The following is a 22,883-nucleotide window of genomic DNA, read 5'->3' as shown; positions in this document are numbered from 1 at the left end:
GTTGGGACTCTTATGAGAGTACGATTTGAAATGAAAGTCAACTGTCAGATTTTGCGGGCCCGGATGTCCCAGGGTCGGGGGAGGGCGGGTCAGCCGGAGATCAGCCAGCGCTTGCCGGTGCGTTGCAGCGTGAAACGGGCCGCGACGGGGCCGCCCGGAAGCGCGGGCTCGTCCTTCCACCGAAGGGACTCGAAGGGGATCGACACCTCGCCGGGAGTCACGCCGGGCTCCGCCTCGGGCGCCGTGACCGCCTGCAACGACTTGAGGTCCCGGGGCCGCAGCCGGGCACGCGCGCTACGCAGGCCCGCGGCGCAGTTCTTGCCGAAGGTCTCCCGCGCGTACGCGGGGGAGAGGTAGGAGCACGCCTTGCCGTCGCCCTTGCCGAGCGCGTGCAGGTACGCCACGAGTGCGGCGCGGGCGGCCCTGGACTGGGCGGCTGGGACGGTCGCCGGCCCGGTGGAGCGCGCCGCCGGCGAGGGCGCGGGCTGCGGGTCGCCGCCTCCCCCGCAGGCCGCGCAGAGCGCCAGCGCGGTGATCAGGACGGCGAGCAGCGGGCGACGGGGCACGGCGACCTCCCAGGGGCGAGGAGATCCTGCCAGCCCGGCTGGACACCCGTCCAGACCCGCGTCAGTAGTGCAGGCCGTAGCCGATCGGGCGGCCCGCGGCGGGGACGGGGAGCTTGGCGGTCGGCTTCGCCCGCCCCGCCAGGACCTTCGCCAGGGCGGTCACCGACACCGCCGACGACGAGTAGGTGGCGAGGGCCGCGTCCGCACCGGCCGGCAGGCCGTTCAGCGCGTAGGGGCTGCCGAGGGCGGCGACGACCGTCCGCCCGCCCGCCGGCACCGCCGGCCTGGTGTTCAGCGTGGTGACGACGGTGACGTCGGCGCCCCCGGTGACGGTGCGGACGCCGTAGGCGCGCAGCGCGGCGGCGAGGTCGGCCGCGTGCGGGCCGGTGACGCGGACCGTCCGGCCCTTCAGCGGCAGCAGCCCCCCGGTGTTGCGCACCAGGGTGACCGAGTGCCCGGCGACGCGGTGCGCGACGGCGCGGTGGGCGCTCGTGCGCATCGCGGCGGCGGCCCTGGCGGGGTCGACGTGCGTGCCCTTGAACAGGCCGCGCCGCTCCTTCATCGCCAGGATGCGGGCGACCGACGCGTCCAGCCGCTTCGCGGAGATCTTTCCGGACCGCACCGCCCGCATCACCGCCGCGTGGGCGCGCGGCAGGTCCGGCGGCATGAGGAGCTGGTCGGCGCCCGCGGTGATCGCGCGGACGGGGACGGACGCGTCGCCGTACTTCTTGCGGACGCCCGCCATCGCCAGCGAGTCGGTGATGATGACGCCGCGGTAGCCGAGCTCGCCGCGCAGCAGCCCGGTGAGCACGGTCTTCGACAGCGTGGACGGGTCGCCGGAGGAGTCCAGGCCCGGCACCACGATGTGCGCCGACATGATCGAGTCGGCGCCGGCGGCGATCGCGGCGCGGAACGGCGGCGCGTCCACCTTCTCCCAGGTGGCCCGGGAGTGCTCGATCACCGGCAGGCCGGTGTGGCTGTCGGTGGCGGTGTCGCCGTGGCCGGGGAAGTGCTTGGCGGTGGCCGCGACGCCCGCCGCCTGGTAGCCCGCGACGGCGGCGGCGACCAGCGGCGAGACCCGCTTCGCGTCGGCGCCGAAGGAGCGGATGCCGATCACGGGGTTGGCGGGGTCGACGTTGACGTCGGCGTCCGGCGCGAAGTCCTGGTTGATGCCGACGGCGCGCAGCTCGGCGCCGGTGACGCGGGCGGCGTCGCGGGCGTCGGCGGCGCTGCCGCCCGCGCCGAGCGCCATGTTGCCCGGGAGGCGGGTGACGAACGGCGCCCGGGTGACGAGGCCCTGCTCCTCGTCCACGCCGATCGTCAGCGGCGTCCGGGACGCCTTCTGCAGCGCGTTGGACAGCCGGGCGGCGGCGGCCGGGGACGTGAGGTTCTGCGGGAAGTAGATGACGCCGCCGACGTGGTACTTCTTCACCATCGCGACGCCGGCCGAGCGGTCCGCCACGGTCGGCACGAACAGCTGCCCGACCTTCTCGGCGAGGCTCATGCCCGCGACCCGCGCGGCGATCCAGGCGGCGTCGTGCGGCGCGGCGGACGCCGGGCCGGTGGTGGACGGGGCGCCGGGCGGGGAGCCGTGCCCGGCCGCCGCGCCGCCGTCGGCGTCGCCGCAGGCGGCGAGCGGCGCCGCCAGCGCCGCGGCGGCCGCGAGCGCGAGGGAACGAGTGGCGCGCACCGGTCCGGCTCCGTCCTTGATCGTTACAGGGTCGTGATCCGACCCTGGCGACGGTAGCCGCTCCCCGCGAGTGCTGTCGACTCGGTCCGGCGCGCCCGGTGCCGCCTTCTCCCGGTTGCGGGCGGTTCAGCGCACCGGGGCGAGCGGCGGGTAGCCGAGCCGGGTGAGCGCGAGCGACGCGGCGCCGACCGCGCCGTCGCCGGCCGCCTCGGGCGGGGCGGCGAACCGGTCGGTGAGCCCGGCGCGGACGGCGTCGGCGACCGGCCCGCTGCGCAGCACCGACCCGTGCATGACGACCGGCGCGGTCGGGTCGCCGAGCGCGGGCCGGACGGCGTCCACGTCGCGCAGCAGCCAGTCCGCGGCCTCGCCGATGATGCGGCGGGCGACCGCGTCGCCCGCGCTCGCGGCGGCGGCGACGACCGGGCCGAGCCGGCCGAGGGAGGCGGGCGGGCGCCCGTAGACCTCCTTGATGATCGCCTGGGCGAGCCGCGGATCGGGCGCCGGCGCGTCCCCGGGCGCGGCGAGCAGCATCGTGGTACCGCCGTCGGGGTCGCCGGGCGCGCGTGCCGTGGATCCGGCGAGGGCGAGCGCCCGCCGGTGCCGGGGCCGGTGCGCGTCGTCGAGCTCGGTCAGCACCGCGGCGCCGAGCAGGGCGCGCGGCACCGACTCGGTGAGCACCGTCGGGGTCGCCCGGCCGTCCAGCGCGGCGAGCGCCGCGCCGACCGCCTCGCGGCCGAGCCAGACCGCCGAGCCCTGGTCGCCGACGAGCCAGCCGTAGCCGTCGGCGCGCTGCACGATCGCCCCGTCGTTGATCACCGCGGCGCCGGCGCCGGTGCCGGAGAACACCACGATGCCCTGGCCGGCCGTGGTGCCGCCCGCGAACGCGACGGCGATGTCGGTGACGACGGCGGGCGAGCCGCGCAGCCCGAGCCCCTGCCAGGCGGTCCGGGCGGCCGCGACGGCCGCCGGGCGGCCCGCCGAGCCGGCCCCGGCGATGCCGAACGCGCCGCCGATGACCAGGCCGGGGTCGAGATCGCCGAGCGCCTCGCGCAGGGCCGTGGAGAGCGCACCCGCGGTGTCGCCCCCGGAGTTGGGGTTGGCGCCGGGACCGGTTCCGGAACCGGCCAGGGCGCCCCCGAGCGTTAGTACGACACAGCGGGTCTTCGTGCCACCCGCGTCTATGCCGATCACGAAAGGACCGGCCAAATGGGTCAACACATGGCGACCGTAGCCTTTTCGCCCGTTGACGTGACATCCAGCCAGTAAGAAACTTTCTACCATGAGGAAACCCACCGGCCCAGAGTCGGGGAGCACATCGGGGGGCCCGCCGCCCGGCCGGGAGGGCACGCCGCTCAGCACCGTGGTGCGGGTGCGCTCCCTGCTGCCCTCCCTGCCCCCGGCAGAGCGACGCGTCGCCCAGCGCGTCATCGACGACCCCGAGGGGGTCGCCAACTCCACCATCACCGAGCTCGCGCAGACCTGCGGGACGTCCGAGACGACCGTGATCCGGTTCTGCCGGGCGATCGGCTTCCACGGCTACCCCGAGCTGCGCCTCACCCTCGCCACCGAGGCGGGGCGCGCGCAGAGCGCGACCGGCGGCCGCGTCATCGGCAGCGACATCAGCCCCGACGACTCGCTGGAGCAGATCGTCGAGAAGGTCACCTTCGCCGACGCCCGCGCCGTCGAGGAGACCGCGGCCCAGCTCGACATCAAGACGCTGGAGCAGGTCGTGGACGCCCTCGCCGGCGCCGGCCGGGTCGACGTCTACGGCGTCGGGGCGAGCGCGTTCGTCGCCGCCGACTTCCAGCAGAAGCTGCACCGCATCGGCCGGGTCTGCAGCGCCTGGTCGGACGCGCACATCATGCTGACCAGCGCCGCCGTCCTCGGTCCGGGCGACGTGGCGATCGGCATCAGCCACACCGGCTCCACCATGGAGACCATCGACGCGCTGGAGGTGGCGCGGGGCCGCGGCGTCACCACCGTCGGCCTGACCAACTTCCCCAAGTCCCCGATCGCGGAGGTGGCCGACCTCATCCTGACGACGGCGGCACGGGAGACGACGTTCCGGTCCGGCGCGACCGCCAGCCGGCTGGCGCAGCTCACCGTGGTGGACTGCGTCTTCGTCGGGCTCGCGCAGCGTACCTTCGGATCCACCCGCAAGGCCCTGGAAGCCACTTACGAGGCGGTCCGCGGCCGGACCGTGCGACCCGACCGGAGGCGTCGGTGATCGACTGCGAGCTGCCCACCGAGGGGCGCAACCCGCGCACCCTCGACGTCGACACCCTGCCCACGCTGGACGTGCTGCGTCTGATCAACACCGAGGACGCCACGGTGCCGATGGTGGTGGCCGCCGTGCTGCCGCAGATCGCCGAGCTGGTCGACCTGGCCGTCGCCGCGCTGCGGGCGGGCGGCCGGGTGCACTACTTCGGGGCGGGCACCTCGGGCCGGCTCGCGGTGATCGACGCCGCCGAGCTGCCGCCGACCTTCGGGATCTGGGGCCGGGTCGTCGCGCACCACGCGGGCGGTCCCGGCGCGCTGTCGCAGGCGGTGTCGGACGTCGAGGACGACGACGACCTCGGCGGCCGCGACGCCGGCGACGTGCACGAGGGCGACGTCGCGATCGGCATCGCGGCGAGCGGCCGCACCCCCTACGTGGTCGGCGCCCTCCGCGCCGCCGCCGCGGCGGGCGCGCACACCGCGCTCATCTCCTGCAACCCGCAGACGCCCTACGGGGAGGAGGTGGAGGTGCACATCGCGCTGGCCACCGGCCCGGAGGTGATCAGCGGGTCGACCCGGATGAAGGCCGGCACCGCGACGAAGCTGGTGCTGAACTCCTTCTCCACCACCTTGATGATCCGGCTCGGCCGGACCTACTCCAACCTGATGGTCAGCGTGAACGCGCTGAACTCCAAGCTGCGCACCCGGCTCGTGCGCATCCTCACCGAGGCGACCGGCATGGACCCGGTGACCTGCGAGAACGCGCTCGCCGAGGCGGGCGGCAACACCCGCGTCGCGCTGGTGTCGCTGCTCGGCGAGGTCCCGGCCGCGCGCGCCACGCTCCTGCTGGAGGAGGCCGACGGCGGCGTCCGCGAGGCGCTGCAACTGCTGCGCAGCGCGTGACGCGGCGGGCCGCCCGGCGGGGACGTCCCCGCCGGGCGGCCCGCTCGCCCGCTAGAACGGGTTGAAAGTCGAGATCGCCAGCAGCAGGATCGTGGCGGTGCCGCCGAAGGCGGTGCCCGCGCAGATGGCGGCTTGGGGAAGGGACGCTTTGGCGAATCGGCTCACGATGCCGGCGGCCAGCGCCACGGCGGTGGCGAGGGCCGCCACCAGGCCGGCCGCCAGCAGCTTGATCGCGATCGGGTGCGCGGGGTCCGTCAGGTGCGCGAGGGCGCTGGTCATGGGGGTCTCCTCTCCCGTCGCGACCACTCTCGGCGCCGCGGGCGGGCGGCGGTGACGGGCCGGTGACGGATCGGTGACGGCGTGACGGGCGCGCCCGCCGCGGAGCTGCACGAGGTGAGGCGCCGGGGGCTCGGGACGATGCCCGAGGCCGATCTGGCGGCCCGGGTCCCCGTGCTGTCCGCCCTGGCCCGCCGCCGCTACGGCACCGGCGCCGCGTCGCCCCCGCCGCTGCGCGCCCTGCTCGGCGAGGCCGTCGCCCTGATGGGCGTCGAGGAGCTGCGCGCCCCGGCGGCGGCGCTGTTCGGGGTGTCCCGGGAGACCTTCGGCAAGGCGTGGCCCTACCGGCTGGAGACGGCCGCCCGGAGGCATCCGAAGAACCCCGCCCCGAACACGTTCCGGCAGGGCCGGAACTACGTCGGGCTCATCATCGAGGAGCTCACCGCCGCCCTGGCCGCCCTGGACGCCCCCGCCGTCCCGGCCCCGCCCGCCGAGGCCCGCATCGACCGGCCCGAGGCGCTGGCCGAGGCCGGGCGCCTCCTGTCCGGGACGCGGCTGCTGTGGCTGTGGGGCGAGGCCGGGACGGGCAAGACCGTGCTCGCCCGGCAGATCGCGGACCGCGTCCGCGGGCCCCGGCCCGCCGCCCAGATCCGGCTCGGCAACTCCCGCGTCACCGAGAGCGACGTCCTCGCCGCGCTCGCCCACGGCGACGCGGACGCGAGCTCCTGGAGCGCCGCCGCCTGCCGCCGCCACCTGCGGGGCATGCTGGCGGACGGCCGCGCCCTCGGTGCCGTGATCATGGACGGGGCGGGCGACCCGGACCGGGTCCGGGAGATCGTGCCGCCCGACCCGCGCGTCCCCGTCGTCGTCACCGCCCGGACGCACCCGCCCGCGCCCTTCGCCGGGATGCGGGTCGGCGCCTACGGCCCCGCCGAGACCGCGGCGGCGATCGGCGCCCTCCTGCCCGGCCTCCCGGCGGGCGACCGGGACCGGATCGCCGCGGCCGTCGCCCACCACCCGCTCGTCCTCGACCGGGTCTGCCGGTACCTGGCGGCGGATCCCGGGCGGACCGTCCCGGACGTGGTCGCGGCGCTGTCCGCCGACACCTCCGGCACCCTCGACGCGCTGGACGCCCTCAGCGGCGCCGCCGAGCGGCTGTCGGTGATCCACCGGCGGACGCTGGAGGAGCTGCGCGCGGACGCCCCGGACGCCGTCCGCGTCCTGGCGGCCCTGGTGTGGACGGCCGGCGAGGGCACGGTGCCGAAGGACCTGGCCGACGACTTCCTGCGGCACCTGTTCCCCGGCCCGGCGGGCGCCCTGACGGTCGCGGCGGCCGAGGCCGTCCTCTCCCGGTGGGCGCTGGTCGCGGTGGAGGCCGACGCGTTCGTGATGCACCCGCTGACCGCGCGGATCCTCCAGCGGCTCCTCGCGGGCTCCTGCCAGGAGGTGCTCACCGCGTTCTTCGCCTTCCTGCGCGCGGCGGCCGACGTCCCGGGCAGGCGGCCGGCCCGGCTCATCGGCCGGGAGCTGGCGATGTTCGACGGCACCTTCGGCGACAGCTGGGGCCGCGCCGGGTCGTGGCTCGCCCTCGACGAGAAGGTGTGGCTGGCGGAGCGGCGCACCGGCCCGCCGCGGATCGAGCGGTACGAGGTCCTGCCCGACGGCATCCAGATGACGACCGGGCCCGCGCGCGGCCCCGTCACGGGGGCCGAGCTGGCGGATCTCGTCGCCGTCGTCTCCGACTACGAGCGGGCGGCGGAATGGCTGTACCTGGGGTGGCAGGCGTTCCCCGCGCAGGAAGTCAGCGAGCCGGACGGCCTGAGCCACCGCGTCCGCAAGGGCGCGGCCGAGGACGGCGGGATCGTCAGGGCCCTGTGCGGCAAGCGCTGGCGCCCTCAGCGCACCGGCGCGGCGGCGGCGGAACTGCCGTCCTGCCCGCGCTGCGCGGCGGCGGCGGACTGGGGCCCCGGCATGATCGCCGGCGCGTCGGTGGCGTTCGGCCACCTGAGGCGCGAGGCGCAGCGGGCCGTCCGCTCCGGCGACGCGGACGCCGCCGCCGAGGCGGTGGAGCGGCTGCGGGCGGCGCCCCTCGCCCATCCCGTCGAGGGGAACGCCGTCGCCGTGCGGCAGCTCGCGGGCGCCGCGTTCGAGCTGTTCCAGCAGGAGTACCCGTCCCCCGGCGAGGCGGTGCGGTTCCTCGGCGTCGCCGAGACCTGGTACCGGGTGCTGGCCGGGGTCGAGCCCGCGGAGGCCGACCACCCGTGGCGGCTCGGGCAGGTGATCGTCACGCGGGTGGAGCAGGAGGGCGAGCGGCGGGGCGAGGGCTACGCCGAGGCCGCCGCGCTCTACCGCCGCTCCCTCGACCTGCGCCCGGGCCGCGACGAGGTCCTCTGGAGCCTCGGCAACGCGCTCATCGGCCGGGCCCGGTACGCCGGACCGGAAGAGGAGGAGCGGCTGTACCGGGAGCTCGAGCACCGGACGCGCCACTCGCCCGGCGCCCGCCGGGGCGATCCGCGCGCCCTGGCCCGGATCGCCTTCGCGCTCAGGATGCGGGCCCTCATCTTCGCGCCCGCCGATCCCGCGCTCGCGGACCGGCTCGCCGCCGAGTCGGCGGAGTGGGGCGAGGCGCTCCTGCGGAAGGACCCGGACGATCCCGACGCCCTGTACCGGCTCGGGGCCGCGCTCGCCGACCGCGGCCGCTTCGCGGACGCCCGCGGGCTGCCCGGAGCGCTGGACCTGCACCGGCGCGCCGAGGAGGTGCTCCGGCGGGCCGTCGAACGGGCGCCGGAGAACCTCGCCGCGAGGCTCGCCCTGGCCGACGCGCACGAGGGCCGGGCGATCGCGCTCGGCCGGACCGGCCAGAAGGCGGCGGAGGCGGACGCGTGGGCCGCCGCGGCGCGCGTCCACGACGGCGGGCTCGCCACGGCCCCGGACGATCCGGACCTGCTCGCCGGGCGCGGCTGGTGCCACTACCACCTGGGCCGCCTGGCCGAGACCGGCGACGCCGGGGCCGCGCTGGAGCACTACGACCGGGCCGCCGGTGACCTGGCCCGCGCGGAGGGGGCGCGGCCCTACCTCACGGACCGCCTCTGCACCGTCCAGGCGGTCCGGGGGCAGCTCCTGGAGCGGACCGGCGACGCGAGGGCGGCGGAGGCGTTCGCGCGGACCGCCGAAACGGCGCGGCGCCTGCTGGACGGCGGCCGGGACGACCCGGACACGGTGAAGCGGCTGGCCTACGCCCTCGTCCACCGGGCGAACCTGTCGCCTTCCGCGGATCCCGCCGAGCGCGACGCGCTGTACGTCGAGGCGCACGACCGCCTGGCGCGGGTCGCCGAGCGGGAGCCGGGCCACATCTGGGCCTGGACGCTCGCCGCGGCGGCGCTGGCCGGCCGGGCCGGGCTGGTCGAGGCGGCCGATCCGGCGCTGGCCGGACGCCTCCGCGCCGAGGCGTCCGGCCTGCGGGCGGCGGCGTCCGGCCGGGGGTGACCGGCGGGTCAGGCGCCGTGGCGGCGGAGCTCCTGGCGGGCGACGGTGCGGACGTGGACCTCGTCGGGGCCGTCGAAGATCCGCATGGCGCGGGCCCAGGCGTACATGGCGGCGAGCGGGGTGTCGGCGGAGACGCCGGCGCCGCCGTGGACCTGGATGGCGCGGTCGATGACCTCGGCGGCGACCCGCGGCGCCACCACCTTGATCGCGGCGATCTCGGTGCGGGCGCCCTTGGCGCCGTGCCGGTCGATCAGCCAGGCGGTCTTCAGCGTCAGCAGCCGGGCCTGCTCGATCGCCATCCGCGACTCGGCGATCTGCTGCTGGACGACGCCCTGCGCGGCGAGCGGCCCGCCGAACGCGACGCGCTCGGCGGCCCTCTTGCACATCAGCTCCAGCGCCCGCTCGGCCATGCCGATGGCGCGCATGCAGTGGTGGATGCGGCCGGGCCCGAGGCGGGCCTGCGCGACGGCGAACCCGCCGCCCTCCTCGCCGATCAGGTTGGCGGCCGGGACGCGGACGTCCTCGAACACGATCTCGGAGTGGCCGTGCTGGTCCTGGTAGCCGAAGATCGGCAGGTGCCGCAGCACGGTGACGCCGGGGGTGTCGCGCGGCACGAGCACCTGCGACTGCTGGCGGTGCGCGGGGGCGTCCGGGTCGGTCTTGCCCATCACGATGAAGATCTTGCAGCGCTCGTCGGCGGCGCCGGTGATGAACCACTTGCGGCCGTTGACCACGTACGCGTCGCCGTCCCGGACGATCGAGGTGGTGATGTTGGTGGCGTCGGAGGAGGCGACGGCCGGCTCGGTCATCGCGAACGCGCTGCGGATCTCGCCGGCGAGCAGCGGCTCCAGCCACTCCTTCTGCTGGGCGGGGGTGCCGAACATGTGCAGCACCTCCATGTTCCCGGTGTCGGGGGCGGCGCAGTTGACGGCCTCGGGCGCGAGCTCGTGCGAGCGGCCGGTGATCTCGGCGAGGGAGGCGTACTCCAGGTTCGTCAGCCCCGACACGTCGGGCAGGAACAGGTTCCACAGCCCCCGCGAGCGGGCCGCGGTCTTCAGCTCCTCGACGACGGGCGGCAGCGCGTGCGGGTCGTGGGCGGCCCGCCACCCGGCGTAGACGGACTCGGCGGGGTAGACGTGCTCGTCCATGAAGGCCAGCAGGCGCTCCTGATACTCCCGCGCCTTCGGGCTGAGTTCGAAGTCCATGCCGCCAGTCTCGCAGAACGGGATTCGGTTTCCCGGTGCGGGGGAGGCCGGGGCGGAACGCGCCGATGGACGGGACCGTGCTCTTCGGGCATCGTGATCCCCACCATGACCGAGCTGAGCCTCCGGCCGGAGGACCGCACCCCGGCCCCCGCCGCCGGCCCGCCGGACCGCCGGGCCGCGCTCCGGGACGTCCGCGCGTCCGCGCGGCGGCACCGGGCGTTCCTCGGCGTGCTCGCCGCCGGGGTGCTGCTCCGGCTCGCGGTGATGGCGGGCTACCGGTCGGTGATGTGGTTCCCCGACTCCGACGACTACCTGTCGGGCGCGGTCAACCCCAACCCGGGCCTCGTCCGGCCGAGCGGCTACTCGCTGTTCCTCTGGCTGCTGAAGCCCTTCCACAGCCTGACGCTCGTCGCGTTCGCCCAGCACGCGATGGGCGTCGCGACCGGCGTGCTGCTCTACGCGCTGCTGCGGCGGCGCGGCGCGCCCGGGTGGCTCGCCGCGCTCGCCGCCGTCCCCGCCCTGCTGGACGCCTGGCAGCTCCAGCTCGAGCACATGGTGATGTCCGACACCCTGTTCGGGTTCCTGGTCATGAGCGCGCTCGCGCTGCTGCTCTGGCCCGGCGGCGCGCCGGGCCTCCGCTGGACGGTCGGCGCCGCCGTCCTGCTCGGCCTCGCCACCCTCACCCGCTCGGCCGGGCTGCCGCTGCTGCTGCTGTTCGGCCTGTACCTGCTGGTGCGGCGGACGGGCTGGCGGCACGTCCTCGCCGCGCTCGCCGCCGGGCTCGTCCCGCTCGTCGCCTACTCGTCCTGGTTCGCCGCGCACCACGGCGAGTTCGCGATGACGCGCAGCACCGGCGTGTTCCTGTACGGCCGGGTCGCGCCGTTCGCCGACTGCCGGGCGATGCGGCCGCCGGTGGACGAGATGCCGCTCTGCCTGTCCGGCCCGCCCGGCGGCCGGTCGGTGTACCGCTCCTACATCTGGGGGCCGGACGCCGCCCGGCACCGCGTGGAGGCCGAGGGGTTCGGGCCGCAGGGCGAGCGCCTCGCCCGCTCCTTCGCGCTGCGCGCGATCATGGCGCAGCCCGGCGACTACCTGCGGGTCGCGCTCACCGACATCGCCCGCACCTTCCGCTGGGGGCACCCGCAGTTCCCCGACGGGGAGACCTACCACCGCTACCTGTTCGCGCCGACGGTCGCGAGCCCCGGCGCGAAGGCCGAGGGCTACGTCCGCCGCTACGACTCCGGCTACGAGCCGACCCGCGTCGTGCGGCCCTACGCGTCCTTCCTCGGCGCCTACCAGCGCACCGCCTACCTGCCCGGCGTGGTGCTCGGCGCGATCGTCGTCGCGGGCGCGGCGCGCATCGTCCGGCGGCGGCGCCGGCTCGGCGGCGCGGGCCTGCTGCCGTGGTCGGTCGGCGTGACGCTGCTGGTCGTGCCCGCCTTCACCGCCCAGTTCGACTACCGGTACGTGCTGCCCGCGGTGCCGCTGCTGATCCTGGCGGCCGTGCTGCCGGACCGGTCGCCTACCATCGGCCCGTGACGACGAACACCGGGACGGACGCCGTGAACAAGGTCGAAGCGGTCATCACCGACTGGGGCGGCGTCCTCACCTCCCCGCTGAACGACGCGATCGCCCTCTGGATGCGGGCCGACCGGATCGACACCGCCCGCTACAAGGACGTCATGCGGACCTGGGTCCGGCAGGCCTACGACGGGTCGGAGGTCAACCCGATCCACGGCCTGGAGGACGGCACCCTCGATGTCGCCGAGTTCGAGCGGCTGCTCGCGGCCGAGCTGCTGGACCTGGACGGCGCGCCCGTCCCCGCCGACGGCCTGATCGCCCGCATGTTCGCCGCGTTCGAGCCCGTCGAGCCGATGTACGCGACGCTCCGGGAGGTCCGCGCGGGCGGCGTCCGGACGGCGCTGCTGTCGAACTCCTGGGGCAACGACTACCCCCGGCACCTGTTCGCGGGCCTGTTCGACGAGGTCGTCATCTCCTGCGAGGTCGGCCTCCGCAAGCCCGGCGAGGAGATCTTCCGGCACACCCTGGACCGGCTCGGGCTGCCCGGCGAGGCGTGCGTGTTCATCGACGACATCGAGCACAACGTCGCGGCGGCCGAGCGGCTCGGGATGCGCGGCATCGTGCACACCTCGCCGGCGGCGACCGCGGACGCCCTCCGTGCGCTCGGCGCGCTCTGACCGCATAACCTGCCGTCATGCGCGTCTACCTGCCCTCGACCCTGCCCGCCCTCGCCCGCGTCCACGCGGACCGGGAGGCCGGGCCCGCGCCGCTCACCGCCTACGCGGTCACCCCGGCGCTGCGCGAGTGGTACGCCGAGGGCGACACCGAGGAGCTGGAGTACGCGGCGATGACGGCCGCCGCCCGCGCCTCGCTGCGGCTGCTCGCCGCCGACCCCGGCGCCGCGCCGCGCCGCGTGGTGCTGGCCGCCGAGGTCCCCGACGCGGCGGTCACGGCCGTCCACGGCGACGAGGAGCGGGCCCGCGTGACGGTCGGCGCGCCGGTCGGCTGGAAGCTGATCGCGTCGGGGCACGTGGACGAGCCGGCGGCGGAGGACGACGTCCGGGCGGCCGTCGCGGCGCTGCCCGCCGCCGACGCCGGCGACGAGGACGCCCGGTTCGAGGTGGACGGCGCCGAGGGCCACGAGCTGCTCTGGTACGCCACCCAGGAGCTCGCCGACCTGCTGCCCTGACCGGCTCCCGGCCCCTTTCGGGAACCCCCGGCGGGCGCCCGGTTCCGCCCGTTCCGGGCTAGTTGCGGTGACCCCCGCGCAGGCCCGACGATAAGCACGCCCGCCCCGCCCCCGCCCGCGGGCCCGCCCGCCGATCCCCATGGAAAGCCGGATGTCGACGCTGAACCGACTGGTGCTCTGGAACATCGACAACACCCTGGTGGACGTCGCGCGCGTCACCCGGGAGGCGTACGCCGAGGCGTTCCGGCGGACCACCGGGCGGCCCCTCGTCCGCCTCGCCCCGACGCCCGGCCGCACCGAATCGGAGATCATCTTCGAGACGCTGGCGTTCAACGACATCGTCACCACCGACGACCACCTGCCCGCCTTCATGGTCGCGCTGACCGAGGCGTTCGCCGCCCGCCGCGGCGACCTGCGCCGGCACGGCCGGGTGCTGGCCGGCGCCCGCGAGGCGATCACCACGCTGGCGACCCGCAAGGACACCGCGCAGACCGTCCTCACCGGCTCCATCCGGCCGAACGCGCTGCTGAAGCTGACCGAGCTCGGCCTGGACCGCTGGCTGAACATCGACACCGGCGGCTACGAGACCGGCGTGTACTCCAAGGCCGCGCTGCTGGAGCTCGCCCGCACCCGCACCGGCGAGAAGCTCGGGGCGCGCTTCGGCCAGGCCGTCTACATCGCCGACTCGCCGCGCGACGTGCAGGCCGCGCGCATCGCCTACACCCCCGTGATCGCCGTCGCGACCGGCTCGGCGACGCAGGCCGAGCTGCGCGCCGCCGGCGCCGACACGGTGCTCGCCGACCTGACCGACACCGCGACGGTCGTCCGGGCCGTCGTCGACCTGACCGCGCCCGCCCGTCCCGCCTGACGCCCCGTCGCATTTGCGCCGGTGGGCGGGTGCCGGATATTGAGAAGGGGCGCGTGCGACGGCGCACGCCAGTGAGGGGAGCGCACATGTCCCAGGTGTCCGAGGGGGCCCCGCTGTGGCGGCCGTCCGACGAAGTCGTCGCGTCCGCGCGGGTGACCCGCTTCCAGCGCCGCCTGCGCGAGGGCGGGGCGCCGGTCGGGCCGGACGGCTCCTACGCCGACCTGTGGAACTGGTCCACCACCGAGGTCGACGCCTTCTGGGACGCCGTCTGGGACTACTTCGACGTCGCCGGGGAGCGCGGCGACGGGCCCGTCCGCGCGGGCGGCCCCATGCCGGTGGACGGCCTGCGCTGGTTCCCGTCGGCGACCCTCAACTACGCCGCGAACGCCCTGCGCGGCGATCCGTCCGCCACCGCCGTCATCGTGCGGTCCGAGGCGGGCGCGCCGCGCGAGCTGACTTACGGCGAGCTCGCCGCGCAGGTGGCCGGGGTCCGCGCGGGCCTCGCCGCGCTCGGCGTCGGCCGCGGCGACCGGGTCGCCGCCTACGTGCCGAACACCGCCGAGGCGCTCGTCTGCTTCCTCGCGACGGCCTCGCTCGGCGCGATCTGGTCGTCGTGCTCGCCGGACTTCGGGTCGTCGTCGGTCATCGACCGGTTCGCCCAGATCGAGCCGGCGGTGCTGATCGCGGTCGACGGCTACACCTACAACGGCAAGGGCTTCGACCGGCGCGGCACGGTCGCCGAGATCCGCGACGCGCTGCCCACGCTCCGCGCGACCGTCCTCGTCCCGTACCTGGACGCGGCCGCGACGCTGCCCGGCACCGTCGCCTACGCCGACCTGCCGCGCCCGGACGCGGCGCCGGAGTTCGAGCCCGTCCCCTTCGACCACCCGCTCTGGGTCGTGTACTCCTCGGGCACGACGGGCCTGCCGAAGCCGATCGTGCACGGGCACGGCGGCATCGTCCTGGAGCACCTGAAGGCGCTCAGCTTCCACCAGGACCTCGGGCCCGGCGACGTCTTCCTCTGGTACACCACGACCGGCTGGATGATGTGGAACTACCTGGTCGGCGGGCTGCTCGTCGGCGCGACCGTGGTGCTGTACGACGGCGCCCCGGCCGACCTGTGGGGCCTCGCCGCCGAGACCGGCGCCACCTACCTCGGCGTCGGCGCCCCCTACATCACCGCGTCGATGAAGGAGGGCCGCCAGCCCGGCGCCGAGCTCGACCTGTCGCGGCTGCGCGGCATCGGCTCGACCGGCTCGCCGCTGCCGCCCGAGGGGTTCGCCTGGGTGTACGAGGCGGTCGGCGCCGACCTGCTGCTCGGCTCGTTCTCCGGCGGCACCGACCTCTGCACCGGCTTCGTCGGGCCGTCGCCGCTGCTGCCGCTCCGCGCCGGCGTCATCCAGGCGCGCGGGCTCGGCGCCCGCGTCGAGGCGTTCGACGAGGAGGGCCGCGCCGTCACCGGCGAGGTCGGCGAGCTGGTCATCACCGAGCCGATGCCGTCGATGCCGGTGGCGTTCTGGAACGACCCGGGCGGCGAGCGCTACCGCGAGTCCTACTTCGACATGTACCCGGGCGTCTGGCGGCACGGCGACTGGATCAAGGTGCTGCCGGACGGCGGCTGCGTCATCTACGGCCGCTCGGACTCCACCCTGAACCGGGGCGGCATCCGGATGGGCACCGCGGACTTCTACCGCGTCGTCGAGGCGTTCCCCGAGATCGCCGACAGCCTGGTCATCGACACCGGCCGGCTCGGGCAGGAGGGGCGGCTGCTGCTGTACGTGCAGCTCGCCGGGGGCGCGGAGCTGGACGGCGACCTGGTCGCGCGGCTGCGCGGCGCGATCCGCTCGGCGCTGTCGCCGCGGCACGTCCCCGACGAGATCACCGCCGTGCCGGGGGTGCCGCGGACGCTGTCGGGCAAGAAGCTGGAGGTCCCGGTCCGCAAGATCCTCCAGGGCGTCCCGGCCGACCGCGCCGCCAACCGCGACTCGATGGCCAACCCCGAGTCGCTGGCGTTCTTCACGCCCTGACGTTCCGGCGCCCGCCGGGACGCGGTCGTTCGACGCAAGCACGGCGCGCCCGGCGGCGGCTACCTTGCGCTGATGACCAGCACCCTGTTCGGCCGGGACGCCGAGATCCTGGCCCTGACGGAGATGATCGGCCGGGCCGGCGACGAGGGCCAGTGCCTCGTGCTGCGCGGCGATCCCGGCATCGGCAAGACGGCGCTGCTCCGCGCCGCCCGGGACGCCGCGCGCGGCGCTCGCGGCCGCCGCCGCCGGGCACAGCAACCGGAAGATCGGCGCGCTGCTGTTCCTCAGCCCGCGCACCGTCGAGTGGCACCTGCGCGAGGTGTTCGGGAAGCTCGGGGTGGGCTCGCGCCAGAAGCTGGAGGGCGCCCTGGAGGCGGCGGTCCCCGCCTGGCGGGCGCCGGTCCGAGGGGGAGTGGACCGGCGCCCGCCGGGGCCGTCAGGCGATCTCCACGGGCGCGGGGGCCGGCTCGGCGTCGTCCGCCGGGACCGGCTCGGGGGCCGCGGGGGCGCGGCCGAGGCGCCAGACCATGACGAACATGTAGGCGCCGAGCAGGACCGCGACGCCGCCCGCGACGGCCGCGAAGGTGGCGAACCCCCAGTCGGCCGAGGATCCGTGCAGCCATGTCGCGAGGGCCTCGCCGAGCGAGACCAGACCGAAGAGGGTGAAAATCGTCGCCAGCCTCGTCCCGGCCTTGAGAACGTGCTTGGGTACTCCGTTGGTGGTCATTTCCGAGTCCTCGGGGGAAGAGGTCCTTTCCGGTCGGATCCCTGCTATTCCCTGTTTTTAGGGCGTCATTCATCGCAGGATCCGGACCGGAGCGAGGAGGTCGCCGCACGGTGCCCGGCGGGGCCGGTGACGTGCGGGATCGGGTGCGCGGCCGCTGCGGAGGGAGCGGAGCGCGAAGGCGGAGTCGCGGTGCGTTGAAGGGCGACCGACGCCTGCGGGTAAGCGCGCGGTCCTGGACTAGGGGTACCGGGGCTCGAACATGGTCGAAGTCTAACGGCGCGTCCCTTTGGGGCGCATCTTTTATTTCGCCGTCCCCCGTGAATGCCGGAGCGGGAGGAGGTGTCGCGGGCGGGCTCGCGCGGGCGGCCGCGTCCGCCTCCGGTCGGGGCGCCCCGGGACTTATCTCTACTAAATAGGTAGGAAAACTTGATTACTGCCCCGGCCCGGCCTACAGTCGGGGCACCGGCCGCCGGACACCGCGCCCCGCGCCAGGGCGCACCCCTCCCACCTGCCCTCCTCCCGTCCCCCGGACGCCTCAACTCCGTGCCAGGAAGTTGGAACGTCATGCCCGAACGGCAACTGCTGCCGGACGAACTGCTCGACGGCTTCGCCAAGCGCACCGCCGACTACGACCGCGACAACGCCTTCTTCAGCGAGGACCTCGCCGAGCTGAGAGAGATCGGCTACCTGCGGATCGCCGTGCCCGCCGACCTCGGCGGGTTCGGCTACTCGCTCACCGAGGTCGCCCGCGAGCAGCGCCGGCTCGCCTACCGGTCGCCCGCCACCGCCCTGGCGATCAACATGCACCTGTACTGGACGGGCGCCGCCGCCGAGGTGCACGCCGCCGGCGACGCCTCGCTGGACTGGCTGCTGGAGGCCGCCGCGGCGGGCGAGCTGTTCGCCGCCGGCCACGGCGAGCCGGGCAACGACCTGGCGCTCGGCCACTCCAACGTCCGCGCCGAGCGGCGCGAGGACGGCGGCTACGCCTTCCACGGCCGCAAGATCTTCACCTCGCTGTCGCCGGCCTGGGACTGGCTCGGCGTGCACGCCCTGGACGCCGCCGACCCCGAGAACCCGCGGGTCGTGCACGCCTTCGTGCGCCGCGACGCGCCCGGGTACCGGATCGAGGAGACCTGGGACGCGCTCGGCGTCCGCGCCACGCAGAGCCACGACACCGTCCTGGAGGGCGTCGTCGCCGCGCCCGAGCACGTCTCGCGGGTCGTTCCCGCCGGGCCGATCGAGGACCCGTTCGTGTTCGGCATCCTCGCCTGGGTGCTGCCGCTGTTCGGCAACATCTACCACGCCATCGCCCGGCGCGCGTTCGACGTCGCGGTGGAGTCGGCGCGGCGCCGCACGTCCAAGGAGCTCGGCGGGCGGACGTTCGCGCACCACCCGTCGGTGCAGTGGAACGTCGCCGAGGCCGCGCTGAGGCTGGAGGCCGTCGAGGCCCAGCTGGAGCGGGTCGCCGCCGACTGGGACGCCGGCGTCGACCACGGCGCCGCCTGGAGCGCGAAACTGTTCGGCGCCAAGTACAACGCCGTCGAGGGCGCCAAGCAGGTCGTCGACCTCGCCGCCCGCGTCCACGGCGGAGCGTCGCTGTTCCGCTCCGGCGAGTTCGAGCGCCTCATCCGCGACGTGCAGTCCGGACCGTTCCACCCCCCGAACGCCAACCTCGTCCACGACGTGGTCGGCAAGACCGCCCTCGGCGTGCTCTGAACCACGGAGAACCTGACGATGTCCGAGAACCCCCCTCCCGCGCCCGACGAGCCCGGCGAGCCCCGCGAGCCCGCCGCGCCCGACGACCCCGCCGCGCCCGACGACCCCGCCGCGCCCGGCGACCTCGACGCCGAGGGCGCCGGCCCCGACGACCAGCGGCTCCTCTCCCGCCGGTCGCTGCTGGCCGGCGGCGCCGTCGCCGTCGGCACCCTCGCCGCCGCCGGCGGCCTCACCGCCTGGGCGACCCGCGGCGGCGGCGGCCGCCGCCGGGCCGGCTCCGCCGCCGCCCGCACCCTGAAGATCGGCTACGGCGGCGGGATCTGCGAGGCGCCCCTGTTCGCCGCCCACCACCAGGGCTTCTTCGCCCGCCAGGGCCTCAAGGTCGAGATCATCAAGACCGGCTCCGACGAGATCAAGGACGCGGTCGGCGCGGGCAAGCTCGACGCCGCCCCCGGCATCCTGTTCTCCTGGCTGAAGCCGATCGAGCAGGGCGTCGACGTGCGGCTCGCCGCCGGCCTGCACGAGGGCTGCCTCCGCCTGGTGGTGAAGAAGGGCAGCCCGATCACCTCGGCGGCGCAGCTGAAGGGCAAGACCATCGGGGTGGAGGCGATCGGCAGCTCGGCGATGTCGTTCTTCTCCCTCGACCTGCTGGACGCCGGCCTGCACCCGAGCGACGACGTCGAGTGGCGGGCGTACCCGCCCGACCAGCTCGGCCAGGCCCTGGACCGCGGCGAGGTCGCCGCCGTCGCCGCCTCCGACCCGAACGCGCTGCTGCCGCAGCTCAAGGGCATCGCGGTCGAGCTCGCCAACAACCGCCAGGGCGCCAACGCGCAGCACTACTGCTGCACCACGGCGATCAACGGGCGGCTGCTGCGCGAGGACCCCGAGACGGCCGCCAAGCTCGTCACCGCCTGGTCCGACGGGTCGCGGTGGGTCGGCGCGAACCTGCCCGCCGCGGCGAACCTGGAGGCGACCCGCAAGTACGTCGCCGCCGACGCCCCGACGATCCAGAAGGTGCTGTCGACCTACCTGTTCGACCCGTCGGCGAAGGGCCTGAAGAAGGAGATCGCGCCGAGCGCGGCCAAGTTCAAGCAGACCGGCTACCTGGACAGGAAGACCGATCCCGCCAAGCTCGCCGACAAGGCGTTCGTCGATCTGGGCCTGGCGTTCTGATGGCCGTCACCCAACGGGAACGGGCGGCGGCGCCGGCGCGCGCCGCCGCCCGGCGCCGGGCGCGGCCCCCGGTCGCGGCGCTGTTCGGCGCGCTCGTCTGGACGGCCGGCGCCGCCCTCACCGCCCTCGTCCCGAACCGCCAGGAAGCGGAGCACACGGCCGTCACGGCGGGGCTCGCGGGCGCGGTCGCGGTGCTGACCGCCGCGCTGGCGCCGGCGCTCACCGAACGGGTCCGCCGCGCCGGGCCGTGGATCGCCGCGACGGGTTACTGGTTCGTGTTCTGGGAGCTGGCGACGGCGAAGCTCGACCTGCTGGAACCGCCCTACTTCACCTCGCCGCAGGGCCTGCTGGCGGCGCTCTGGGACGATCGCGCGCTGCTGCTCGACAGCTTCGGCAACTCGCTGAAACTGCTGGTGATCGGGTACTCGCTCGGCGCCGCCACGGGCGTGCTGACGGGCATCGCCATGGGCTGGTCGCCGCGCGTGCACTACTGGGCGCACCCGGTGCTGATGAGCATCGGCCCCGTCCCGGCCGCCGCGTGGCTGCCGCTGATCCTGCTGGTGTTCCCGACCAGCTACAGCGGCGCGGTGTTCATGGTGGCCCTCGCCGTGTGGTTCCCCACGACCGTGCTGACGCGCGCGGGCGTCGCGGCCGTCAGCCGCCGCTACTACGACGTCGCGCAGACTCTCGGCGCGGGAAGCGGGTACCTGGTGTGGCGGGTAGCGGTGCCGGCCGCCCTCCCGCAGATCTTCGTCGGGCTGTTCATGGGGCTCGGCGCCGCGTTCCTCACGCTGGTGGTGGCCGAGCTGCTCGGCGTCAAGAACGGCCTCGGCTGGTACATCCAGTGGACCAAGGGCTGGGCCGCCTACCCGCGCATGTACGCCGCGATCACGCTGATGATCGTGCTGTGCGGCGGCGCGATGGCGCTGCTGTTCCGGGTCCGCAACCGCGTGCTGCGCTGGCAGAAGGACCTGGTCCGATGGTGACGGCGGCGGTCGAGGCGACCGCGCTGACGCACCGGTTCGCGCTCGGCCGGGACCGGCTCACCGTCCTCGACGGCGTGGACCTGGCGGTCGCGCCCGGCGAGTTCGTCGCCGTCGTCGGCCCCTCGGGCAGCGGCAAGTCGACGCTGCTGCGGCTGCTCGCCGGCCTGGACCGGCCGACCCGCGGCCGCCTCACGGTCGACGGCGCGCCGCTGGCCGGCCCCGACCCGTCCCGCGCCCTGGTGTTCCAGGACCCGACGCTGTTCCCGTGGCGGACCGTCCGCGGCAACGTCGAGATCGGCCCGCGGGCGACGGGGCGGCTGCGCGAGCGCCGCGACGACGTCGCCGCCGCGCTGGAGCTCGTCGGCCTCACCGACTTCGCCGACGCCTACCCGAGCCAGCTCTCGGGCGGCATGGCGCAGCGCGCCGCGCTCGCCCGCGCCCTGGTCAACCGCCCCGAGCTGCTCCTGCTGGACGAGCCGCTCGGCGCCCTCGACGCCCTCACCCGCCTGGCGATGCAGAAGGAGCTGCTGAACCTGTGGGAGGCGCGCGGCTTCACCGCCGTCCTCGTCACCCACGACGTGGACGAGGCGCTGCGCCTCGCCGACCGCGTGCTCGTCCTGTCGGCGCGGCCCGGCCGCGTGCTGGCGGACCTGCCGGTGGACGCCGCCCGGCCCCGCGACACCGGCGCGCCGGCGCTGCGCGACCTGCGCCACCGGATCCTGCGGCTGCTCGGAGTGGAGTCATGAGCGTCCACGAATCCCCGCTCGACCTCGTCGGCGGCACCCCGCTCGTCCGGCTGCGCCGCGTCACCGGCGGCCTGGACTGCGCCGTCTACGCCAAGCTGGAGTCGGCCAACCCCGGCGGCGGCGCCAAGGACCGCATCGCCGCCGCGATGGTCGACGACGCCGAGGAGCGCGGCCTGCTGCGGCCCGGCGGCACCATCGTGGAGGCGACGTCGGGCAACACCGGCGCCGGCCTCGCCATGGTCGCCGCCGCCCGCGGCTACCGGTGCGTGTTCGCGATCCCCGAGAAGAGCAGCCGGGAGAAGGTCGCGGTGCTGCGCGCGTTCGGCGCCGACGTCGTGGTGTGCCCGTCGGGGGTGCCGCCGCAGGACCCCGCGCACGTCCGCGCCACCGCCGTCCGCCTCGCCGAGGAGATCCCCGGCGCCTGGCTGGCCGACCAGTACAACAACCCGCGCAACCCCGAGGCGCACTACCGCACCACCGGCCCGGAGATCTGGAAGCAGACGCGCGGCCGGATCACGCACTTCGTCGCGGGCGTCGGCACCGGCGGCACCATCACCGGCACCGGCCGCTTCCTGAAGGAGGCGAGCGGCGGCGCGGTCACCGTCGTCGGCGCCGACCCCGAGGCGTCGGTGTACTCCGGCGGCGACGGCCGCCCCTACCTGGTGGAGAGCATCGGCCACTTCCGGCACCCCGACGCCGCCGAGGACCGCTGGCCCGAGTCCTACGACCCGGCGGTCGTGGACCGGTTCGAGCGGATCCCCGACCGCGAGTCGCTGCGCACCGCGCGGCGCCTCGCCCGCGAGGAGGGCCTGCTCGTCGGCGGCTCGTCGGGGACGGCCGTCGCGGGCGCGCTGCGGCTCGGCGCCGGGCTCGGCCCCGACGACCTCGTGGTCGTGCTGCTGCCCGACTCCGGCCACCTGTACCTGTCCAAGGTCTTCGACGACGGCTGGCTCGCCGAGCAGGGGCTCGCGGAGCCGGCCGGGGCGGAGCCGGCCGGGGCGGAGGGGCCGTGATCCGCCGCGTCCTCGCCGTCGCCGCCCTCACCGCCGCCGGCGTCCTCGCCGCGCCCGGCGCGGCGTCCGCGCACGTGACCGTGCAGGCCGACACCACCGCGCCCGGCGCGACCGCGACGCTCACCTTCAGCGTCCCGAGCGAGTCCGCGACCGCCGCGACGACGGTCCTCGCCGTCCGCGTGCCGGCGTCCCTGACCCGCCTCGACCCGGCGCCGCGTCCGGGCTGGACCGCCCGGGTCGCGGCGGGCACCGTCACCTGGACGGCGGCGCCGGGCCGGGGCGTCCGGCCGGGCGCGACCGGGCGGTTCGCGCTGCGCGCCGGGCCGCTGCCGCCCGGCCCGCTGGCGCTGCCGGCGACCCAGACCTACGACGACGGCCGCGTCGTCGCCTGGAACGAGCAGGCCGCCGACGGCACCGAGCCCGAGCATCCCGCGCCCGCCCTCACCGTCGCGGCCGCCGCGCCCCGCGCGCACGGCGCCCCGGCGGCGGGCGGCGACGTCGCCCCGCGCACCCCGGCCGGCGCGTGGTGGGCGCCGGCGGCCGCGCCCGCGGCGGGCGGCGCCGGCGGCGGGGG

Annotated in this window: 19 protein-coding genes and 3 pseudogenes; 16 read left to right on the top strand and 6 right to left on the bottom strand. The window is 75.9% G+C overall.

Features of this window, described 5'->3' with window-relative positions:
• Positions 1 to 89: 89 nt before the first annotated feature.
• From K1Y72_RS19280 to K1Y72_RS19270, 3 genes are all read right to left on the bottom strand, one after another.
• Positions 90 to 566 carry a hypothetical protein gene (locus K1Y72_RS19280; RefSeq protein WP_220167775.1) on the bottom strand — a complete coding sequence of 159 codons (477 nt, stop codon included), beginning with the start codon at positions 564 to 566 and terminating at the stop codon, positions 90 to 92.
• A gap of 61 nt (positions 567 to 627) precedes the next feature.
• Positions 628 to 2,256 (bottom strand): glycoside hydrolase family 3 protein, encoded by a 1,629-nt coding sequence (locus K1Y72_RS19275; protein ID WP_220167774.1) that lies wholly within the window; start codon positions 2,254 to 2,256, stop codon positions 628 to 630.
• A 126-nt stretch (positions 2,257 to 2,382) separates the two neighbouring features.
• A complete protein-coding gene (locus tag K1Y72_RS19270) occupies positions 2,383 to 3,447 on the bottom strand; it encodes a BadF/BadG/BcrA/BcrD ATPase family protein (protein ID WP_220167773.1) in 1,065 nt (354 codons plus the stop codon).
• A gap of 88 nt (positions 3,448 to 3,535) precedes the next feature.
• Between K1Y72_RS19270 and K1Y72_RS19265 the strand changes: the two genes are divergently transcribed.
• Both K1Y72_RS19265 and K1Y72_RS19260 read left to right on the top strand, forming a co-directional pair.
• On the top strand, positions 3,536 to 4,483 hold the full coding sequence (locus K1Y72_RS19265; protein ID WP_220167772.1) for a MurR/RpiR family transcriptional regulator: 948 nt from the start codon (positions 3,536 to 3,538) through the stop codon (positions 4,481 to 4,483).
• A complete protein-coding gene (locus K1Y72_RS19260; RefSeq protein WP_220167771.1) occupies positions 4,480 to 5,376 on the top strand; it encodes an N-acetylmuramic acid 6-phosphate etherase in 897 nt (298 codons plus the stop codon). The genes K1Y72_RS19265 and K1Y72_RS19260 overlap by 4 nt, the downstream gene beginning before the upstream one ends.
• Positions 5,377 to 5,427: 51 nt before the next feature.
• Here the strand turns inward: K1Y72_RS19260 and K1Y72_RS19255 are convergent, their stop codons facing one another.
• Entirely contained in the window at positions 5,428 to 5,655 is a 228-nt protein-coding gene (locus K1Y72_RS19255; protein WP_220167770.1) for a hypothetical protein, read from the bottom strand.
• Positions 5,656 to 5,736: 81 nt separating this feature from the next.
• On the opposite strand from K1Y72_RS19255, the gene K1Y72_RS37235 reads away from it, so the two are divergent.
• Positions 5,737 to 9,138, top strand: coding sequence for a tetratricopeptide repeat protein (locus K1Y72_RS37235; RefSeq protein WP_220167769.1), 3,402 nt, complete (start codon positions 5,737 to 5,739; stop codon positions 9,136 to 9,138).
• Between the two features lie 8 nt (positions 9,139 to 9,146).
• On the opposite strand, the gene K1Y72_RS19245 is transcribed toward K1Y72_RS37235, so the two are convergent.
• The gene (locus K1Y72_RS19245) at positions 9,147 to 10,343 is read right to left on the bottom strand and encodes an acyl-CoA dehydrogenase family protein (protein WP_220167768.1); all 1,197 of its coding nucleotides are present in this window, start codon (positions 10,341 to 10,343) and stop codon (positions 9,147 to 9,149) included.
• Positions 10,344 to 10,448: 105 nt separating this feature from the next.
• Here K1Y72_RS19245 and K1Y72_RS19240 point away from each other — a divergent pair, with 105 nt between their 5' ends.
• The 7 genes and pseudogenes from K1Y72_RS19240 to K1Y72_RS37230 all read left to right on the top strand — a co-directional run.
• A complete protein-coding gene (locus tag K1Y72_RS19240) occupies positions 10,449 to 11,882 on the top strand; it encodes a glycosyltransferase family protein (protein ID WP_220167767.1) in 1,434 nt (477 codons plus the stop codon).
• Complete coding sequence (locus K1Y72_RS19235) at positions 11,879 to 12,541, top strand: HAD family hydrolase (protein WP_372452928.1); 663 nt, start codon at positions 11,879 to 11,881, stop codon at positions 12,539 to 12,541. Before K1Y72_RS19240 ends, K1Y72_RS19235 begins: the two co-directional genes overlap by 4 nt.
• A gap of 17 nt (positions 12,542 to 12,558) precedes the next feature.
• Positions 12,559 to 13,053 (top strand): DUF6912 family protein, encoded by a 495-nt coding sequence (locus tag K1Y72_RS19230; protein WP_220167766.1) that lies wholly within the window; start codon positions 12,559 to 12,561, stop codon positions 13,051 to 13,053.
• Between the two features lie 151 nt (positions 13,054 to 13,204).
• Positions 13,205 to 13,921, top strand: a complete 717-nt coding sequence (locus K1Y72_RS19225) for an HAD family hydrolase (RefSeq protein ID WP_220167765.1) — start codon at positions 13,205 to 13,207, stop codon at positions 13,919 to 13,921.
• A gap of 86 nt (positions 13,922 to 14,007) precedes the next feature.
• Entirely contained in the window at positions 14,008 to 15,948 is a 1,941-nt protein-coding gene (locus K1Y72_RS19220) for an acetoacetate--CoA ligase (RefSeq protein ID WP_220167764.1), read from the top strand.
• A gap of 72 nt (positions 15,949 to 16,020) precedes the next feature.
• Positions 16,021 to 16,137: pseudogene (locus tag K1Y72_RS37595) on the top strand (hypothetical protein); the annotation flags it as partial.
• Positions 16,121 to 16,294: pseudogene (locus tag K1Y72_RS37230) on the top strand (helix-turn-helix domain-containing protein); the annotation flags it as partial. The pseudogenes K1Y72_RS37595 and K1Y72_RS37230, both read left to right, overlap by 17 nt.
• Before the next feature lie 90 nt (positions 16,295 to 16,384).
• On the opposite strand, the gene K1Y72_RS36405 reads toward K1Y72_RS37230, so the two are convergent.
• Positions 16,385 to 16,675 carry a hypothetical protein gene (locus K1Y72_RS36405; protein WP_258572863.1) on the bottom strand — a complete coding sequence of 97 codons (291 nt, stop codon included), beginning with the start codon at positions 16,673 to 16,675 and terminating at the stop codon, positions 16,385 to 16,387.
• A 564-nt stretch (positions 16,676 to 17,239) separates the two neighbouring features.
• On the opposite strand from K1Y72_RS36405, the gene K1Y72_RS19210 reads away from it, so the two are divergent.
• The 6 genes and pseudogenes from K1Y72_RS19210 to K1Y72_RS19185 form a co-directional block, all read left to right on the top strand.
• The gene (locus K1Y72_RS19210) at positions 17,240 to 18,391 is read left to right on the top strand and encodes an acyl-CoA dehydrogenase family protein (protein ID WP_220167763.1); all 1,152 of its coding nucleotides are present in this window, start codon (positions 17,240 to 17,242) and stop codon (positions 18,389 to 18,391) included.
• 18 nt (positions 18,392 to 18,409) lie between these two features.
• Positions 18,410 to 19,564: an ABC transporter substrate-binding protein gene (locus K1Y72_RS19205; RefSeq protein WP_220167762.1), complete on the top strand. Its 1,155-nt coding sequence runs from the start codon at positions 18,410 to 18,412 to the stop codon at positions 19,562 to 19,564.
• Positions 19,564 to 20,550, top strand: coding sequence for an ABC transporter permease (locus K1Y72_RS19200; protein ID WP_220167761.1), 987 nt, complete (start codon positions 19,564 to 19,566; stop codon positions 20,548 to 20,550). The genes K1Y72_RS19205 and K1Y72_RS19200 overlap by 1 nt, the downstream gene beginning before the upstream one ends.
• Complete coding sequence (locus tag K1Y72_RS19195) at positions 20,544 to 21,296, top strand: ABC transporter ATP-binding protein (protein WP_220167760.1); 753 nt, start codon at positions 20,544 to 20,546, stop codon at positions 21,294 to 21,296. The genes K1Y72_RS19200 and K1Y72_RS19195 overlap by 7 nt, the downstream gene beginning before the upstream one ends.
• Positions 21,293 to 22,261, top strand: a pseudogene (locus tag K1Y72_RS19190) (PLP-dependent cysteine synthase family protein); the annotation flags it as partial. The gene K1Y72_RS19195 and the pseudogene K1Y72_RS19190, both read left to right, overlap by 4 nt.
• Before the next feature lie 44 nt (positions 22,262 to 22,305).
• On the top strand, positions 22,306 to 22,883 hold a 578-nt coding region (locus K1Y72_RS19185), incomplete at its 3' end, for a DUF1775 domain-containing protein (protein ID WP_220167758.1).

Origin of the sequence: Actinomadura parmotrematis (assembly GCF_019458805.1) — a bacterium.
GTDB lineage: Bacteria > Actinomycetota > Actinomycetes > Streptosporangiales > Streptosporangiaceae > Spirillospora > Spirillospora parmotrematis.
The sequence above is the reverse complement of the archived record's forward strand: the minus strand, read 5'-3'. Positions and strand labels throughout refer to the sequence as shown.

Bases quoted from the DNA above. Each gene is read 5' to 3' on its own strand.
- K1Y72_RS19195 (WP_220167760.1), top strand. From the start codon at position 20,544: ATGGTGACGGCGGCGGTCGAGGCGACCGCGCTGACGCACCGGTTCGCG.
- K1Y72_RS19205 (WP_220167762.1), top strand. From the start codon at position 18,410: ATGTCCGAGAACCCCCCTCCCGCGCCCGACGAGCCCGGCGAGCCCCGC.
- K1Y72_RS19225 (WP_220167765.1), top strand. From the start codon at position 13,205: ATGTCGACGCTGAACCGACTGGTGCTCTGGAACATCGACAACACCCTG.
- K1Y72_RS19200 (WP_220167761.1), top strand. From the start codon at position 19,564: ATGGCCGTCACCCAACGGGAACGGGCGGCGGCGCCGGCGCGCGCCGCC.
- K1Y72_RS19265 (WP_220167772.1), top strand. From the start codon at position 3,536: ATGAGGAAACCCACCGGCCCAGAGTCGGGGAGCACATCGGGGGGCCCG.
- K1Y72_RS19240 (WP_220167767.1), top strand. From the start codon at position 10,449: ATGACCGAGCTGAGCCTCCGGCCGGAGGACCGCACCCCGGCCCCCGCC.
- K1Y72_RS19255 (WP_220167770.1), bottom strand. From the start codon at position 5,655: ATGACCAGCGCCCTCGCGCACCTGACGGACCCCGCGCACCCGATCGCG.
- K1Y72_RS19245 (WP_220167768.1), bottom strand. From the start codon at position 10,343: ATGGACTTCGAACTCAGCCCGAAGGCGCGGGAGTATCAGGAGCGCCTG.
- K1Y72_RS36405 (WP_258572863.1), bottom strand. From the start codon at position 16,675: ATGACCACCAACGGAGTACCCAAGCACGTTCTCAAGGCCGGGACGAGG.
- K1Y72_RS19220 (WP_220167764.1), top strand. From the start codon at position 14,008: ATGTCCCAGGTGTCCGAGGGGGCCCCGCTGTGGCGGCCGTCCGACGAA.
- K1Y72_RS19210 (WP_220167763.1), top strand. From the start codon at position 17,240: ATGCCCGAACGGCAACTGCTGCCGGACGAACTGCTCGACGGCTTCGCC.
- K1Y72_RS19230 (WP_220167766.1), top strand. From the start codon at position 12,559: ATGCGCGTCTACCTGCCCTCGACCCTGCCCGCCCTCGCCCGCGTCCAC.